At 57.8% G+C, this 16,900-nt stretch carries 11 protein-coding genes; 7 read left to right on the forward strand and 4 right to left on the reverse strand.

Annotated features, from left to right (window positions below; genetic code table 11):
• The first annotated feature begins 3 nt into the window (after positions 1–3).
• The 6 genes from VNL17_16175 to VNL17_16200 all read left to right on the forward strand — a co-directional run bounded on the left by VNL17_16175 (position 4) and on the right by VNL17_16200 (position 11,328).
• On the forward strand, positions 4–2,022 hold the full coding sequence (locus VNL17_16175; protein HXI85617.1) for a TonB-dependent receptor: 2,019 nt from the start codon (positions 4–6) through the stop codon (positions 2,020–2,022).
• A 95-nt stretch (positions 2,023–2,117) separates the two neighbouring features.
• Positions 2,118–2,636 carry a YfiR family protein gene (locus VNL17_16180; protein ID HXI85618.1) on the forward strand — a complete coding sequence of 173 codons (519 nt, stop codon included), beginning with the start codon at positions 2,118–2,120 and terminating at the stop codon, positions 2,634–2,636.
• Positions 2,637–2,642: 6 nt separating this feature from the next.
• On the forward strand, positions 2,643–4,997 hold the full coding sequence (locus VNL17_16185) for a response regulator (protein HXI85619.1): 2,355 nt from the start codon (positions 2,643–2,645) through the stop codon (positions 4,995–4,997).
• 239 nt (positions 4,998–5,236) lie between these two features.
• The gene (locus VNL17_16190; GenBank protein HXI85620.1) at positions 5,237–7,240 is read left to right on the forward strand and encodes a Calx-beta domain-containing protein; all 2,004 of its coding nucleotides are present in this window, start codon (positions 5,237–5,239) and stop codon (positions 7,238–7,240) included.
• Positions 7,241–7,358: 118 nt separating this feature from the next.
• Positions 7,359–8,759, forward strand: a complete 1,401-nt coding sequence (locus VNL17_16195; GenBank protein ID HXI85621.1) for an MFS transporter — start codon at positions 7,359–7,361, stop codon at positions 8,757–8,759.
• 25 nt (positions 8,760–8,784) lie between these two features.
• Complete coding sequence (locus tag VNL17_16200; GenBank protein HXI85622.1) at positions 8,785–11,328, forward strand: beta-propeller fold lactonase family protein; 2,544 nt, start codon at positions 8,785–8,787, stop codon at positions 11,326–11,328.
• A gap of 6 nt (positions 11,329–11,334) precedes the next feature.
• On the opposite strand, the gene VNL17_16205 is transcribed toward VNL17_16200, so the two are convergent.
• From VNL17_16205 to VNL17_16220, 4 genes are all read right to left on the reverse strand, one after another.
• Positions 11,335–11,850 (reverse strand): hypothetical protein, encoded by a 516-nt coding sequence (locus tag VNL17_16205; GenBank protein ID HXI85623.1) that lies wholly within the window; start codon positions 11,848–11,850, stop codon positions 11,335–11,337.
• Between the two features lie 89 nt (positions 11,851–11,939).
• Positions 11,940–12,305, reverse strand: a complete 366-nt coding sequence (locus tag VNL17_16210; protein HXI85624.1) for a hypothetical protein — start codon at positions 12,303–12,305, stop codon at positions 11,940–11,942.
• A gap of 82 nt (positions 12,306–12,387) precedes the next feature.
• Positions 12,388–15,675, reverse strand: a complete 3,288-nt coding sequence (locus VNL17_16215; GenBank protein HXI85625.1) for a CusA/CzcA family heavy metal efflux RND transporter — start codon at positions 15,673–15,675, stop codon at positions 12,388–12,390.
• Positions 15,676–15,684: 9 nt separating this feature from the next.
• The gene (locus VNL17_16220; protein HXI85626.1) at positions 15,685–16,632 is read right to left on the reverse strand and encodes an efflux RND transporter periplasmic adaptor subunit; all 948 of its coding nucleotides are present in this window, start codon (positions 16,630–16,632) and stop codon (positions 15,685–15,687) included.
• On the opposite strand from VNL17_16220, the gene VNL17_16225 reads away from it, so the two are divergent.
• Positions 16,631–16,882, forward strand: coding sequence for a hypothetical protein (locus VNL17_16225; protein ID HXI85627.1), 252 nt, complete (start codon positions 16,631–16,633; stop codon positions 16,880–16,882). The two genes, VNL17_16220 and VNL17_16225, sit on opposite strands and share 2 nt — an antisense overlap.
• Positions 16,883–16,900 lie beyond the last annotated feature (18 nt).

The following is a 16,900-nucleotide window of genomic DNA, read 5'->3' on the forward strand; positions in this document are numbered from 1 at the left end:
CTTATGAAACCCGGTTCATCCAGTGGCGAAACTGACTCGGGCATCGGCGATTGGTTGAACCGATGCGGCAGAAAGGGTGCATTTGCCGGACTGATGCTGCTCGTTGCCGGCGGCGTCGAGGCGGCGGATTCCAGCTCACCTTCGGCCAGGTCGTCAACCAATTCGGTGGCGGACCTTTCCCTGGAAGATCTGGTCAACCTCAAAGTCACTTCTGTTTCCAAGAAAGAGGAAAGGCTCGATGACGCTGCCGCGGCCATTTTTGTTTTGAGCAATGACGACCTGCACCGCTCGGGCGCCACCACCGTGGCGGACGCGTTGCGACTGGTACCCGGGTTACAGGTAGCCGCGATTGATTCTGGCGATTGGGCAATCTCCGCGCGCGGTTTCAATTCCCAATTTGCCAACAAGCTGTTGGTCATGATTGACGGTCGCACCGTCTATTCGCCCTTGTTCTCCGGAGTCTATTGGGACGCCCAGCAAGTGTTCCTCGATGATGTGGACCGAATCGAAGTAATCCGCGGTCCGGGCGCAACGGTCTGGGGCGCCAACGCGGTCGACGGCGTGATCAGTATTATAAGCAAGAGCGCCCGGGATACCCAGGGAGATCTCGTCTATGGCGGCGGCGGTGACGAGCACCTGGCGTTGGGCGGCGCGCGTTACGGCGGCAAGATCAACGAAGACACCTACTATCGCGTCTACGACACCTACCAGCTCAATGACAATTTTGAGTTCGCGAACGGGCAGTCGGCCAATGACAGCTGGGACATCAACAAAGCCGGCTACCGCGTCGATCACTACACACACAACGACGGCCAAATGACCTGGCAGGGAGACGGCTACACCGGCGATCTGGACAACCATGACGGCAGCATGTACGGCTTCAATACTCTTGGGCGCTGGACGCAACGCATCTCCGATCGTTCGAGTTATGAGGTGCAGGCCTACTATGACCACACGTACCGGAACGATACCCTGGCCGAGGTCGCGTTGGACACTGCCGACCTGAGTTTACAGCACACCTTTGGGCTGGGTGAATGCAATGACGTTATCTGGGGGCTCGGCTATCGGTTCACCGACTCGCAGTTATTCAAAGCAAACAGCCCGGCAATCACAATCCTCAGGCATGAGCTCGCCGTGAATCTCTTTAGCGCATTTGTGCAGGACGAACTCAAGATCATCCCTGACAAGCTCACGTTCACGGCGGGTACGAAAGTCGAGCATAACGATTTCACCGGATTTGAAGTGCAGCCCAGCGCCCGCCTCATGTTCAAGCCGACTGAAAACCAGACGGTCTGGGCCGCGGTGTCCCGTGCTGTGCGAACACCCAGTGAGGCGGAAAGCAAAGAGTTCATCACCTTCGCCTTGGGCGCGCCTGTGGTCGGTCCCGGCGGCGGGCTTTATGTGCCGACATTTGTCGGCAACACCCAACTCAAATCTGAAGATGTGCTGGCTTACGAACTCGGTTATCGCATCCAGCCCGGTCGGCGCGTCAGCGTAGATGTGGCCACGTTCTACAACAACTACAGCGAGCTTGTAGGTCAGGTACCAACCGGTTTCACTCCGGGTGTACCAGTCGGCACCGAAACGGTTCAACCCGAGAACACCCTCCAAGGCCAATCCTACGGTGGTGAAGCGGTCGTGACCTACGCGGCGACGGACTTCTGGCGTTTGTCCGCCAGTTACACGCTCTTGTTGATGCACCTGCGGGGACAACCCACCACCGTCGCCAAGGGGGACGAATTGAACGCCCCCACGCATCAGGTCGTGCTGCGTTCCTCGTGCGATTTCACTCGCTCCCTCAGCTTGGATGCAGACTTGCGCTACGTGGACAACGTCCAAGAGGTACCAGCTTACGTCACGGCGGATGTACGTTTGTCCTACCGCCCCACGCCCAATTGGGAGTTGTCCGTCGTGGGGCAGAATCTTCTGGACGACCACCATCCCGAGCAAGCGAGCACCATCGGCGCACCGACTGTCGAGGTCCCACGCGGATTTTACGGGAAGGTCACATGGCGATACTGACCGGCATCCCTCACCGAGCGCCCCGGGAGCCGCGCGGGGGGGGGCGCCGCCGGAGTGATCTGTGGGCGGTCCGCTGCGCGCTCCTCGTAATAACAATGGGATGGATCGCCGGAACATCGATTTCCGCCGCGAAAGAAGAGTTGCCTTCCGAGTACCAGGTCAAAGCCGCCTTTCTCTTCAACTTCGCCAAATACGTGGACTGGCCAGCGGCGGCGTTCCCGGGCCCCAATGCGCCCATCGTCATCGGGGTCATGGCGAAAGATCGGTTCGATGACGATCTGCGTCAGGCTGTCGAGGGCAAAACCGTCAACGGCCGGCCTTTCGTCATCAAACATCTTGCGGCAGACTCGGAATTGAACGGTTGCCACATTTTGTTCATCAGCGGATTGGAAGCCTCCCGTATGGGCGCAATTTTGGATAAAACCAGGGCGTTGCCCGTGCTCACCGTAGGCGAGGACGAACCGTTCGCGCGAAACGGTGGCATCATTTCCTTCGTGCTCAGAAATGGAAATGTCCGACTCGACATTGATCTCGCGGCGGCAAAGAAAGCCGGGTTGACCATCAGTTCCCGATTGCTGGCGGTGGCGGATGTGGTGAAAGGCAAGACCAACTAAAGATCTATGCGCTTTCTGACAAATCTCTCGCTCCGGCGCAAGCAAATGCTGATCATCATGCTGACCAGCAGCGTTGCGCTGTTGCTCGCCTGTGCCGCGTTTATCGCCTACGACACGGTCACCTTCCGCCGGGAGTTGAGCGAAAAGATTACCATTCTTGCCGATGCCATCGGCAACAACTGCGCGGCGGCCATTGATTTTAACGATCCCAAGACCGCCAAGGAAACGCTTGGTGGGTTGCGCGCTGATGACAGTATCGTTTCTGCCAGCGTTTATTCCCGGGATGGCCGGGTGTTTGCCGTTTACCAGCGGGATACCGCTTCATCGTTTGTACCGCCTGCGGTCCAGCCCACCAGCCAGGAATTCACCAGCGATGAACTGCACCTGTTTCGCGCAATCAAGCAGGGCGGCGTGATGACGGGCACGATTTTTGTCGCGTCAAACTTGAAGAACCTTTCGGCGCGCCGCATGAGTTATGTGGTGATCGTGGGTTTGGTGTTCCTCACCTCATTGCTGGTCGCCCTTGTGTTGTCGAGCCGGTTGCAGCGGCTGGTGTCCAATCCGATCCTGCATCTCGCGGAGGTGGCGCGGGCCGTGGCGCAGGACAAAAATTATTCGTTGCGGGCGAAAAAACAAAGCAACGACGAAATCGGCCAGTTGGTGGTCGGGTTCAATGAAATGCTCGCGCAAATTCAGCAGCGGGACGCCGCGTTGCAGTCGGCGCGCGGCGAACTTGAAATACGCGTGACCGAACGCACCGCTGACCTGAAGAAGGCCAACGAAGCCTTGCAGGTGGAAAATGCCGAGCGCAAACGGACGGAAGAGTCACTGCGCCAAAGCGAGGAGAAATTCCGCCAGTTGGCGAGTAACATCACCGACGTATTCTGGATGACTTCGCCCGACCAGAAAGAAGTGCTCTACGTCAGTCCGGGGTATGAACTGATTTGGGGCCGTTCCGCGGAAAGTCTCTATGCCAATCCTCACCAGTGGGCTGAAGCCATCCTGCCGGAGGAACGCGGGCGCGTCTTCGCCATCTTCCGCGCGCTTACGCGAAGCGAACCCAGCGTGAGCGTTGAGTATCGGATCGCGCGCCCCGACGGCACAGTCCGCTGGGTCCATGACCGTGGTTTTCAAGTCCACGACGCCGCTGGCAATCTGGTTCGTCTCACGGGCATTGTCACCGACATCACCGAGCGCAAGCAGATGGAGGCCCAGTTGGTTCAATCCCAGAAAATGGAAACGGTCGGCAAATTGGCCGGTGGGATCGCCCACGAGTTTAACAGCATCCTGACGGCGATCATCGGCCAGAGTGAACTGCTGCTCGGCGATCTTCCCTCGGGAAGTCCGCACTGTGCCAACGCGATCGCCATCCGCAAAGCCGCCGATCTTGCCGCCGCGCTGACCAAGCAACTTCTGGCATACGGCCGCAAACAGCTCCTGCGGCAGGACACCCTCGATCTAAACCGGGTCCTGACGAGCATGGAAGGCATGTTGAGCCACTTGATGGGCAGCGATGTCAATGTGCGCATCGTTCCCGCCGCTGGCCTGCCAGCGGTGAAGGCGGACGCCGGACAAATTGAGCAGGTCATCATGAACGTCGCCATTAACGCCCGCGAAGCAATGCGTCGTGGCGGGAAACTCACGCTGGAGACGTCCCTGGTCACATTCGACGAAGAGTACGTCAGTCGCTTTCCCGAGGTGAAGGCGGGAGATTACGTTATGCTCGCCATCTCGGATACGGGCACCGGTATGAGCGAGGAAGTCAAAGCGCATCTCTTCGAGCCGTTCTTCACGACCAAGGGTGTCGGCGAAGGCGCGGGATTGGGATTAGCCACGTGCCACGGCATCATCAAACAAAGCGGCGGCCACATCAACGTTTACAGCGAACCCAGCCGAGGCACCACGTTCAAGATTTATCTCCCCCGGGTTGAACAGCGAACAGACCTTTCCACGGCAAAGCCTGCGTTACCCGATCTCCCGCGCGGGACCGAAACGATCCTGTTGGTCGAGGATGATCCCTCGCTGCGTGAGATGGTCAGCCTGTTGTTGCAGCGGTTGGGTTACACCGTGCGGGTGGCTGCCAATGGTCTCGAAGCCTTGAACCTGATCCAGCAACCGCACAACGGACATATCGATTTGCTGTTCACGGACATCGTGATGCCGCAAATGGACGGCAAAGAATTGTCCGACCGCATTCGCGCTTTGCATCCCCAAACCAAAACACTTTTTACGTCCGCCTACACGGAGAACGCCGCCATCCATCAGGGAGTGCTGCGTGAAGGCGTAGCGCTCCTGCAAAAGCCGTTCACACCTTCCGCGCTTGCGCAGAAATTGCGCGCCGTCCTTGATGGCCGTTCTTAAACCAGCGACGGTCGGGCGTCGCGATTGAATTCAAAGTTTGCATTTTCAATTGTGAGGCGCTAAGTAGGTCTGTGCAGAATATGCGGCGTCAAGGCTTTGGCTCAGGGGGTTTCATTCTGGCGGAAAGTGGCGTGGGGAGTCGTGCTCTCAGACCGCCGCGATTTCTCATTTCGTTACTCATCGCCAGCTGTACTGCAATCTTCTTCCCAGGTCTGGTGCGCGCGCAGACGGGGACCGTCATGTTTGGCCAATCTGCTTACACCGCGAACCTGTCGCAAAGCAATGCGCTTATCACCATCATTTTCTCGGGCAGTACGGATGCTACGGCTTCGGTGCTTTTTTCGACTAGTGATGGTACTGCCACGGCCACGGTGGACTATGTTGCTGTCTCTACCACTGAGAATTTTCCCGCGCAAGTCACGACCAACCCGGTGGCAATCGTAACCAACACAGTCCCAATCACCCTTCTGAACAACGGTGTGCCGGGATCCAGCCGGACCGTCAACCTTGCCCTGTCCAGCCCCACCGGACCTGCCACGCTGGGTAGCCCGTCCAGCGCCGTGCTCACGATTATCAATAACGCAATGCAACAGTTGCAGTTTGCGGGGGGAACATTCTCGGTGGATGATACGAACGACGTCGCGGTTATCACCGTGGTCCGAACCAACGGGACGAATGGGACAGTAGCGGTCGATTTCAGCACCAGCGACGGCTCGGCGAAGGCCGGGGTCGACTACACAGCGACGAATGGGACGGTCGCGTTTGCTGATGGAGTCCTCACGAACACCTTCGAAATTCCGATCATAAGCCCACCCTTGGGCGCTCTCGAAACCAACCGGACGGTCAATCTGACGCTTAGCAATCCCACCGGCGGCGCTGCCCTGGGCAGTCCCATACACGCCCAGTTGACAATCATCGCGACGGGCCCGCAGGTTATTGAGTTGAGCGCGGCTACCTACAACGTCCGCGAACATGTCGGTCACGCCATAATCACAGCAATCCGGTTTGGCGATTCCAGTGACCAGAATAGCGTCGATTATGCCACCAGTGACGGCACAGCAATTAATGGCGTCGACTATTTCAGCACCAGCGGCACACTCATCTTTTCGCCGGGCGCTTCCCAGTCGAGTTTCAGTTTTTCCATTTTGGAATTCAAGACATTCCAAAGCAACAAGACTGTCAATGTGACGCTGTCCAATCCCGCGGAAGGTTCCCTCACCCAAGACACAGCCGTGGTGACAATCGTCAACGACAACCCGCAGTCGATTACATTCACAAATTCGGACGGTGATGTGGTAACGCTGCTGCTAAAATTCGCCGGGACAATGTCGGCTTCCCAATTTGAGCCCCTCGCCCTGGATCTGTCCGCGACCGACTCCGGCAGCGTTCTCACGATCAAGGTCAAGAAGAACAAGGCGGGAACGGGTTTACTGGAGATTGACCATATCACTGGGGATGGTGGATGCCGTCTCATCGACGCGCGGGATTTTGATGTCGTCGGGGTTGATGGCATCCAACTGGGTGACTACCTGGGAGAACTGAAGATCCACGACCTCCTCAACGGCGCGGTTATCATCGCCAACGGTTCTGTAAACCAGAACACCAGCATCACGGCCCACAACATTGACGATGGCAGCGCCATCGCCCTCGGGAGCAGGCTCAAAAGGCTGAGCGCTGCGCGCTTTGGCGAGGACACCACGATCGACGCACCGCGGATCGGCAGCATCTCCATCAAGGGCGACAAACGTAACGCTATTCCGGGTGATTTCGGGGGAACCATTACCCTATCCGGCGATGGCATCGAGACCAATCAGTTTGCCCTCGAGAATCTCGCTGTGTCCGGCATGATCAGCGGCGCCAATATCACCGTCGCCAATGGCAGCATTGGTTCCATCAGCGCTTTCCAGATGATTGATTCCACCGTCTTCGTTGGTTACACGCCGGACGATCCCGACAGCCCGTTAACCAGCGGTGAATTCGTAGCGGACCTGCGCCTCGCGAGCGTTACCATCCGCTCGACCACCAATGGTTTTGAAAACAGCGATCTCGCCGCTTCCCTGGTTGGCAGCGTCAAGCTTTCCAGCGTCGTCATTGACAACGGCGGGATCGAGTTCGGTGTCGCAGCCAGCCAACATATTGGAGAAGTTACAGTCCGGACCCCAATCTTCCACTGGCGTGCCCCCAGTGCGAACAACGGCACCAACAACGATCAGACCCTGGGTGATTTCCACGTCTTGCAATAGCCGTTCCCGTCCGACCGTTTGCGCCGAGCAGTGTATCACACCGTAATCGCCGCAGGGTTTGCGTCTTGACGAAATCTCACCAATCGTGTGTTCTTGGTGTTTTGAGAGGTAACGGGTCTTGGATTATCAACCTGAGTCAGACGTGGCCGGAGAACCAGTGGTTGCACCGCTTGCGGTCCGCCCCCCGGTCACAGGGTGGTTGAAGATTTTCCAACCGGCGCCGCCGGCAGCGGTCATGCTGACCGATCCGCAGGAAATTTCGCGGAAGTACCGCTACTGGCAGAATCACGTTCTGGTTTTTTCGATCCTGGGTTACGCGACATTCTATTTTGTTCGAAAAAATCTTGGGTTCGCCATGCCTTTGATGGGCAAGGAACTGGGTATCACCAAGGGAAGCATGGGATTATTCCTGACCCTGCACGGTGTGATCTACGGCGTATCCAAGTTTCTTAACGGCTTTCTCGCGGATCGCTCCAACGCACGCGTCTTCATGGCGGTAGCCCTTATCGCATCGGCGCTGCTCAATATCCTGTTCGGCCTGAGTTCCGCCGTGGTGGCGTTTGGCATCATTTGGATGATCAACGGCTGGTTTCAAGGCATGGGGTTTCCGCCCTGCGCGCGATTGATGGCGAATTGGTTTCCCCCCAAGCAGCTGGCCACCAAGTTTTCCATCTGGAATTCTTCCCACAACATCGGCAGCATTCTCATTGTCCTGCTTTGTGGATTTTTGCTCAGCGGATATTTCTTCCCGCCGAATTGGCGGCTTTGTTTCTTTGTTCCCGCGGCCATCGCCATCGTGGTCGCCGTTTTGCTCTGGTTCCTGCTGGCAGACACACCGCCCTCCGTCGGGTTGCCGGAACTGGAAGGCACGCACGTTGAACTTTCGGAAAAAGAATCGGGCGCGGATTTCAAGGCCTTCGTATTCAAACAGGTATTTCGCAATAAATACATTTGGCTCCTCGCGACGGCGAATTTCTTCGTCTACACCATTCGGTACGCTGTGTTCGATTGGGGCGCGACCATGCTCATGGAAGCCAAGCACATCAAGATCATGCACGCCGCCGGAATGATCGCCGGTTTTGAGGTTTTCGGGCTGATCGGGGCATTGCTCGGCGGCTGGATCACCGATAGGTTTCTTGGCGGACGCGCCGTGCGCGCCTGCGTCGTTTACATGGCGCTCGCCGGTGTCTCGGTCTTTCTTTTTTGGAAGATCCAAACGCAATCAGAATTGCTAATCACCGGGCTGCTTTGCGCCACGGGCTTTTTTGTGTACGGCCCGCAATGTTTGCTCGCCATAGCGTGCGCCAATCTGGCCACCAAACGCGCCGCCGCAACTGCCGTCGGCCTGACCAGCATCTTTGGCTACGCCAGTACGCTTCTTTCCGGCTGGGGCATGGGGGCGCTCGTACAGAACTATGGCTGGGACGCAGCGTTTCGTGGTTTGATGGTCGTCGCAGTCGTGGGCACGTTGCTGTTCATCGCCGCCTGGCCGGCGAAGGCCCACGGCTACAAGAATTGAACACGAGGGTTAAGGAGAAAATCTTATGCGCAAACTCACATTGGGCCTGGCCATTTTGTTCGCGAGCGCAATTGGTTCGACGGCGAAGGAAAACAAGCCGCTGGTCCAATTGCCCGGTCAACGGGCCGATGGCTCGGTGCTGTTGCCCAACCAGTGGTCGCTGCGTCCGGTGGGACGACAAATCGAGTTGGGTGATTTCCCGGTCAACATCGCGGTACATCCCCAGGGGCGCTTCGCCGCAATCCTGCACTCGGGATATAGCCATCATGGAATCATGGTGGTGGACCTGGTGACCGAGAACGTCGTGACCAATGCGCCGCTCGAAGAGGCTTTCTACGGAATCGCGTTTTCCCGCGACGGTTCGCTTCTGTTCTGCAGCGGCGCCAGCGAAGAACTGGTCCACAGCTTCCATTTCAAGGATGGGCTTCTCTCGGATCATCGCGAAATCCGCCTGCGGGACATCAAGGACGTTGGCATTCCCGCGGGACTGGTCCTGGATGCCGCCGCCAAAACACTCTGCGTCGCGAACCTGTACGGCCAGAGCGTTTCCGAAGTCGATCTGCAGAAAGGCAAGGTAATCGATATCCCCTTGACGCCGGCGGGGTCCGACCTTGAAACCGTTACGACGACTCAGCGGTCAACCGAACGTGAATTGAATCATTCCGGCGTCTTCCCTTATGCTTGCTGCCTCGACAACAGCCGCAAAAAACTCTACGTGAGCCTTTGGGGCAATGCGGAAGTGGTCGTGGTCGACCTGAAATCACAGCGAGTGGCCGCCCGCTGGGCGACCCAGGAACATCCCAATGAAATGCTGCTGACAGCTTCCGGCAGGACGCTCTTCGTTGCCAATGCCAATCGGAATACTGTGACCGTGTTCGACACGCGAACGGGCAAAGCGTTGGAAACGCTCTCCGCTTCGCTCTACGCCAATTGGCCTTCCGGCTCCACTCCCAACAGCCTGGCGTTAACGCCGGACGGGAAGACCCTGTTCGTGGCCAACGCGGACAACAACAACATCGCCGTGTTCGACGTCAGCCAGCCGGGACACAGTCGTTCGCTCGGCTTCATTCCCGTCGGGTGGTATCCCACTTCCGTACGCGTGACGCCCGATGGTCACCGTCTATTGGTTAGCAATGGTAAGGGAGTCATTTCCAGGGCGAACCCCAATGGCCCGCAACCCGGCCGGAAGAGCCGGGCCGAAACGCTGCCACAATATATAGCCGAACTTCTTCGCGGGACCTTGAGCGTGATCGATCTGCCCGATCGGAAAGCGTTTAGAAAGCAACTCGTGGCCGATACGGTGGCGGCGTATCGTTGCAGTCCGCTCAAACCGGACGCAACGGTTTCCGCCACCCGTCCGAATGACAGCCCGATTCCGCTCCAGCCCGGCGATGCGAGCCCGATCAAATACTGCTTCTACATCATCAAGGAGAACCGCACCTACGATCAGGTCCTGGGCGACATGACGGAAGGCAACGGCGATACGAACCTTTGCCTGTTTCCGGAGGAAGTTACACCGAACCACCACCAATTGGCTCGCGACTTTGTTCTCTTCGACAATTTCTACGCCGATGCCGAAATCAGCGCGGACGGTCATGAGTGGACGATGGGGGCGTATGCCACGGATTTCGTGGAAAAGTCGTGGCCGCTCCAGTACGGCCACAACAAGAACAAGAAGTATATCTACCCCGCCGAGGGAGTTTTCCCGATGGCCACCCCCGCCGGTGGTTATCTCTGGGACCGCGCCGCGGAAACCGGCGTGAGCTACCGCAGCTACGGCGAATTCGTCGCCAACGGGAAGACGGCAGACGATCCGGCGGTGGCGCGCGTAAAAACCCTGCGCGGCCATATCGACGAGAAATACCGCGGCTTCGACCTGGAATACCCGGACGCAAAGCGGGCGGACCGTTTTCTGGAGGAACTCAAGCGATTCGAGGATGAAGGCGACATGCCGCGCCTGCAAGTCGTTCGACTGCCCGGCGACCACACCTTTGGTGTGCGGTTGGACAAGAGAACGCCAAGCGCTTGTGTCGCGGATAACGATGCCGCCCTGGGCCGGATCATCGAAGGCATTAGCCATTCGCAGTTCTGGTCGCAAACCGCCATCTTCGTCCTGGAAGACGACGCGCAGAACGGCGCCGACCACGTCGACGCGCATCGGACGGTGGGGCTCGTCGTCAGCCCGTACTTGAAACGCCATTTTGTCGACTCGATCATGTACTCCACCAGCAGCATGTTGCGAACAATCGAATTGATCCTTGGACTAAAACCGATGTCCCAGTTTGATGCCGCCGCCACCCCAATGTTCAATGCGTTCCAAAGCACGCCTGATGTGCGCCCGTACACCGCCCTCCCCGCCCGCATCGATTTGCAGGAAAAGAACACGAAGACTACCTGGGGTGAGAAAGCTTCGCGCACCATGGACTTCTCCAAGGAGGACGCCGTCGATGATCTGCTCCTCAACGAAGTCATCTGGCGCTCCGTTCGCGGCGACGATTCCCCGATGCCCCCGCCCACCCGCGCCGGGTTCGTATTCCCGCACCCCAAGAACAAGGCTGACGACGACTAACCTCGACTAATGCCCTTCTTCGTGCGGCACGGGACTGGGAGGCGGGCCCTCGCGGAATTCGGAATGGCGCACTTTGCCACCGGCGTGGCTGATCCAGGCGCCGGCCGCGAGTGAGGCGAACGAGAAGACGAGCGTGGCAAGAGCCAGCAGTAATTGCGTGCGTGGACGGAACCGCGGAAGAATAAGCGCGATCGCCGCGACGATTGCCGTTGCATAAAACACCCACGACCCGATATCGGCCCGGTGCATGTGGACATCCAGCCACTGCTGCGCGTCCTGGTTCGACATCGAGTACACGCGATCGTAGCCGCGTTCGCCATACTCCCCGACAGGCCACACGGAAAGCCCTGCGAAGATCACCACGACAAACGCCGTGATTTGCGCCTGCCGGCTTCTCAGAATCAGGGCAACGATAAGCGCCAGGATTCCACACGACATGGCGTAGACCGGAATTGGGTTGAGCAGGACATGGACATATTCGGGCTGTTTGAGCTGCTGGAGGAAATCGTGGAATTCAGGCATGGTACTCGCCGTTCATTTGCGGGCACGACCCTGATATACGCGACAAATCCCCAGGGTGCGCGCCCATCATTCCACCCGCCGACTCCTGACTATTTCTGGATTTCCGCGTTGGAGATCATGTTGATTCCATCGCGTGTGGCCAGTTTGCCTTTGACGGTGATGGTCTTGCCCGCGTATGCGGCCAGGGCTTTGTTGAGCGGTTTGTGTTCGCCGATCAGCAAATAGGTCTTGCCGTCTTCGCCTTTGATTCCCACCGGCAAACCGGACTCAATACAGGTTGCCGCACACTCAGCGTGTTTTTCGCCGTGAGCGCCGTGGTCAAGGTAACAAGCCATATCGACGACCTCACCCTTGACGGTCACTTGGGCATCGGTCTTTTGATCCTCCGCCTGCACGCTCCAGGCCATGATCAAACCAACGGCAACCGCGACACTCAATGCAACGAGCTTTTTCATCCACTCCTCCTCTGATTGGTTGTTCGGTTTTTGGAAACCGGACTCTATTACTAACATGCTTGAACTCACTGAATCGTTCCAGTTATTTTGCAGGAACCTCCCCGAGGGCTTTCGGGACAAGCGTGCCTTCCTTCATCACAAACCGCCATTTCCAGATGGAATAAAGAACTGGATAAACAAGCAATTCGAGGATGAACGAAGTAAGCACTCCGCCCACCATCGGTGCGGCGACACGCTTCATCATATCCGCGCCGCTGCCCATTGACCACATGATCGGCAGCAGCCCCATGAACATGGCGGTGACGGTCATCATCTTGGGCCGGATGCGTTTGACCGCGCCGTGCATGATCGCTTCTTCAAGATCTTTGTACGTGCGCATTTGACCTCGCCGAACGCGGTCCTCATAGGCGAGGTCAAGGAACAAGAGCATGAACACACCCGTCTCGGCATCCAACCCCATCAGGGCGATCATTCCAACCCACACCGCAATGGAGATGTTGTAGTGCAGCAGGTACAGTAGCCAGACTGCGCCAACGAGCGAGAACGGCACGGCCAGCATGACCATCCCGGCCTTCACCGCCGATTTGGTGTTCGCGTACAGCAGCAGGGCAATCAGGAAAACAGTCAGCGGTAACACCACTTTCAGCCGTTGAGTGACTCTGGCCATGTTCTCGTACTGGCCGCTCCAAATCAGCGTGTAGCCTTTGGGCATCTTGAGATTCTGCTGAACGCGCTGCTTCGCTTCTTCGACATAGCCCCCAACATCGCGGCCCACCATGTCCACGAAGACGTAGCCGGCGAGCTGGCCGTTCTCGTTACGGATCATGGACGGGCCTTCCAACATGCGGATGTCCGCCAGTTCCGCCAGGGGAATGTGCGCGCCGCTGGCCGTGGGTACCAGCACGCGCTTGAGCCGCTCAATGTCGTCGCGGAACTCCCGCGCGTAGCGCACGTTGACACTGTAGCGTTCACGCCCTTCGATGGCGGTAGTCACATTCTCACCCCCGATAGCCGACATGATGATTTCCTGCGCATCCTGAACGCTGAGTCCGTACCGGGCGAGTTCGTCGCGTTTGAGCACGAAATCGAGATAGAAGCCGCCGGCCGTGCGTTCGGCCAGGACGGTGCGGGTACCGTGAATGTCACGGATGATGTTCTCCAGGTCTTCACCGATTTTTTGAACGACCTTGAGATCCGGGCCCAGCACCTTGATCCCAATCGGCGTGCGGACACCGGTGGAAAGCATGTCGATGCGGTTCTTGATCGGCATGGTCCAAATGTTGGGGATGCCCGGAAAACGCAGCTTTTCGTTCATCTCGTCCTGCAATTCTTCAAACGTAATGTGCTCGGGCACGAAGTATGAAAACAGTGGGCGAAAGGGCCGTGGCCAGTTGGAGTACCAGCGTTTCACGGTGCGCCATTGGCTTTCGGGCTTGAGGGTGACCGTGGTCTCAACCATCGAGAATGGGGCCGGGTCGGTCGACGTATCGGCGCGCCCCGCTTTGCCGAATACGGTCTCGACTTCGGGAAACCCTTTCAAAATCCGGTCCTGGATCTGAAGGATTCTTTGCGCTTCCGTCACTGACATACCCGGCAAGGCGGTCGGCATGTACAGGTACGCCCCTTCGTTAAGCGGCGGCATGAACTCGTGGCCGAGTTTGAAGTAAACCGGGATGGTCGAAATCAGCAAAGCCAGAACGACGCCCAGGGTGATCTTCCGATGCTCCAGCACCCAACGACAGACCGGCTCGTAAATTCGGAACAGCACGCGACTGACAGGGTGTTTCTCTTCGGGATAATATTTTCCGACGGTTATCGTGTTGACCACCCAACTCAGCCATCGCGGACGGAAATCATGATAATCCATCCGGGTGAACATCATGCGCAAAGCGGGATCAAGGGTGATCGCCAGTACCGCCGCGAGAGCCATCGCCAGATTCTTGGAGAACGCCAGCGGCTTGAACAGCCGCCCTTCTTGATCAACCAGAGTGAACACCGGCAAGAACGCCACGGCGATCACCAGCAGCGAGAAGAACACCGCCGGGCCGACTTCTTTCAGTGCCTGTAGCCGGATGGCATGGTAATCCCCAACGCGCCCGCCCGATTGCCATTGTTCCAGCTTATTGTAGGCGTTTTCCACTTCCACAATCGCGCCATCCACCAGTACGCCGATGGAAATGGCGATGCCGGCCAGGGACATGATGTTCGCGGTCAACCCCATCAAATAAAAAGGGATGAACGCCAGAAACACTGAAATGGGGATGGTGACGATGGGAATAATGGCCGAGGGCACATGCCACAGGAAAATCAGGATGACGATGCTCACGATGATCATTTCCTCAATCAGGGAATGTTTCAGTGTGTGGATTGAGCGTTCGATCAACTCCGATCGGTCGTAGGTCGTAACCACTTCCACCCCTTCGGGCAGCGTGGGTTTCAACTCTTCAATCCTGGCCTTGACGCGTTGGATGACATTCAGTGCGTTTTCCCCTTGCCGCATGACGATGATGCCGCCCACGGTATCACCCTCGCCGTTGAGGTCCGACACGCCGCGCCGTATATCCGGGCCGAGCGCCACCCGGGCGACTTGCTTGACGAGGATCGGCGTGCCGGATTTGGCATCGACACCGACGACGATCTTCTCCAGGTCGTCGATTGATTTCACATAGCCTCGCGCTCGCACCATGAACTCGGTGCCCGCAAACTCCAGCAACCGCCCTCCAACATCATTATTGCCCTTGCGGACAGCGTCGATGACCTGCGTCAAGGGGATGTTGTAGGCCAATAGCAGGTTGGGATCGACGTTGATCTGGTACTGCTTCTGAAACCCGCCGACGGCGGCCACCTCGGAAACCCCGGGCACGGCCTGCAAGTTGTAGCGCAGATACCAATCCTGGAGACTGCGAAGTTGGGCGAGGTTCTGGTTACCCGATTTGTCCACCAGTGCGTACTGGTACACCCACCCCACGCTGGTGGCATCCGGGCCCATTTCCGTTTGGACGCCTTGCGGCAGCCGGGGAATGATTTTGCTCAAATACTCGATGACCCGCGAGCGCGCCCAGTAGATATCGGTGCCATCCTCGAAGATCACGTATACATACGAGTATCCGAAATCAGAAAACCCACGAACCGCCTTGATCTTGGGCACGCCCAACAGGGCGGTCACGATTGGGTAAGTCACCTGATCTTCAATAATATCGGGGCTGCGATCCCAGCGGCTGAATACAATCACCTGCGTATCGCTCAGGTCGGGAATCGCATCGAGACGGAGGTTTTTGACGCACCAGGTGGCCGCCGCCATCGCGGCCACGACAACGATCATCACGAGGTACTTGTTCTTCGCGCTGAATTCGATGATTCGCTCGACCATGGCCGGTTCTCAGGGTGCGGCGGACGCGGCTGGCGCAGCGGTTTTCTTGAATGCAGCCAGCGCGGATCTGAATCGCGATTCGGAGTCGATTAGGAAATTGGCGGACGTGACCACTTCGTCGCCGGCTTCAAGCCCCGACGAAACTTCGTAGTAGCCGTCAGCTTGCCTTCCCAGTTTGACGGAGCGCGGATCGAACTCACCAGGCCCTTTGATCACAAACACGATCTGATGTTCGCCGGTGTCGAGGACCGCATCGAAAGGCACGGACAGTTTATTGCCCAATGAAACCTCAATCCTGACCTGGACAAATGACCGGGGCCGCAGGTTCTCCCCCGGAGTGGCCACCAGGATGCGAGCGCGCGCGGTGCGGGTCGCCGCATTCAAGATCGGGTCGACCGCGACGATCTTCGCCGTGTAGCCCGATCCGGGCACGGATGGCGCGGTGATAGTGACCGGCTGGCCCGAGTGTACCAGGTCCATTTCGTATTCATAAATCTGCGCGTACACCCAGACCTCTTTCCCTGGGAGAAGGAGATTCTTCGGGTCATGATTGGCGTCACCCAACTCCTTGATCATCTCGTCCGAGAGGCCCATCTGCCGCAATCGCAATGCGGCGCTGGCCACAACCGTCTCCGCGCCCGTCAGATTGACAACATTGCGATACTCCACAATCGCCTGATACAAGTCCGGATCGTACGCGACCTGACCGACAGTACGGATCTCCATGCGGAGGTCTCTTGGCTCGACCTTGCCGCGCGTCACGCCGATCAGTTGTTGACGGGCGGCGGACAAGGTAAATGAGCCATGCCCCGGCACTTCGCTCTCGGCCGCCGTTTCGTCCTCATAGACCGGGATGTAATCCATGCCCATTTCGTCTTTCATTGCGGTCGGCGAAGTCACGTCAGGGCGCATCGGATTGCGATAAAAAAGGAGCTTGTGTCCCTTGGAGGCACTCATGGGAGCCACTTCTTCAACGGGCTCAAGATTCATCCCGCAAATCGGGCACTTCCCCGGCTTGTCGGAAACAATCTGCGGGTGCATCGAGCACTGGTATAATCTCCCCTTCGCGCCGGCAGACGGCATTCCCGTAGCAGTCGGTGTGGGCGATGCCGGCGTGAAGCTTCGACCAAAGAAAAACGCAGCCACCATCAGCACGATCACCACCATGATGGCAAAGATCCGCGACAACGACCGATGGCGAGATTGAGGAGGTGATTGTGTTGGA

The organism is Verrucomicrobiia bacterium, from assembly GCA_035577545.1.
Taxonomy (GTDB): Bacteria; Verrucomicrobiota; Verrucomicrobiia; order Palsa-1439; family Palsa-1439; genus Palsa-1439.

Bases quoted from the DNA above. Each gene is read 5' to 3' on its own strand.
- VNL17_16210 (HXI85624.1), bottom strand. From the start codon at position 12,305: ATGAAAAAGCTCGTTGCATTGAGTGTCGCGGTTGCCGTTGGTTTGATC.
- VNL17_16185 (HXI85619.1), top strand. From the start codon at position 2,643: ATGCGCTTTCTGACAAATCTCTCGCTCCGGCGCAAGCAAATGCTGATC.
- VNL17_16180 (HXI85618.1), top strand. From the start codon at position 2,118: ATGGGATGGATCGCCGGAACATCGATTTCCGCCGCGAAAGAAGAGTTG.
- VNL17_16205 (HXI85623.1), bottom strand. From the start codon at position 11,850: ATGCCTGAATTCCACGATTTCCTCCAGCAGCTCAAACAGCCCGAATAT.
- VNL17_16190 (HXI85620.1), top strand. From the start codon at position 5,237: ATGTTTGGCCAATCTGCTTACACCGCGAACCTGTCGCAAAGCAATGCG.
- VNL17_16200 (HXI85622.1), top strand. From the start codon at position 8,785: ATGCGCAAACTCACATTGGGCCTGGCCATTTTGTTCGCGAGCGCAATT.
- VNL17_16220 (HXI85626.1), bottom strand. From the start codon at position 16,632: ATGAGTGCCTCCAAGGGACACAAGCTCCTTTTTTATCGCAATCCGATG.
- VNL17_16175 (HXI85617.1), top strand. From the start codon at position 4: ATGAAACCCGGTTCATCCAGTGGCGAAACTGACTCGGGCATCGGCGAT.
- VNL17_16215 (HXI85625.1), bottom strand. From the start codon at position 15,675: ATGGTCGAGCGAATCATCGAATTCAGCGCGAAGAACAAGTACCTCGTG.
- VNL17_16225 (HXI85627.1), top strand. From the start codon at position 16,631: ATGGGAGCCACTTCTTCAACGGGCTCAAGATTCATCCCGCAAATCGGG.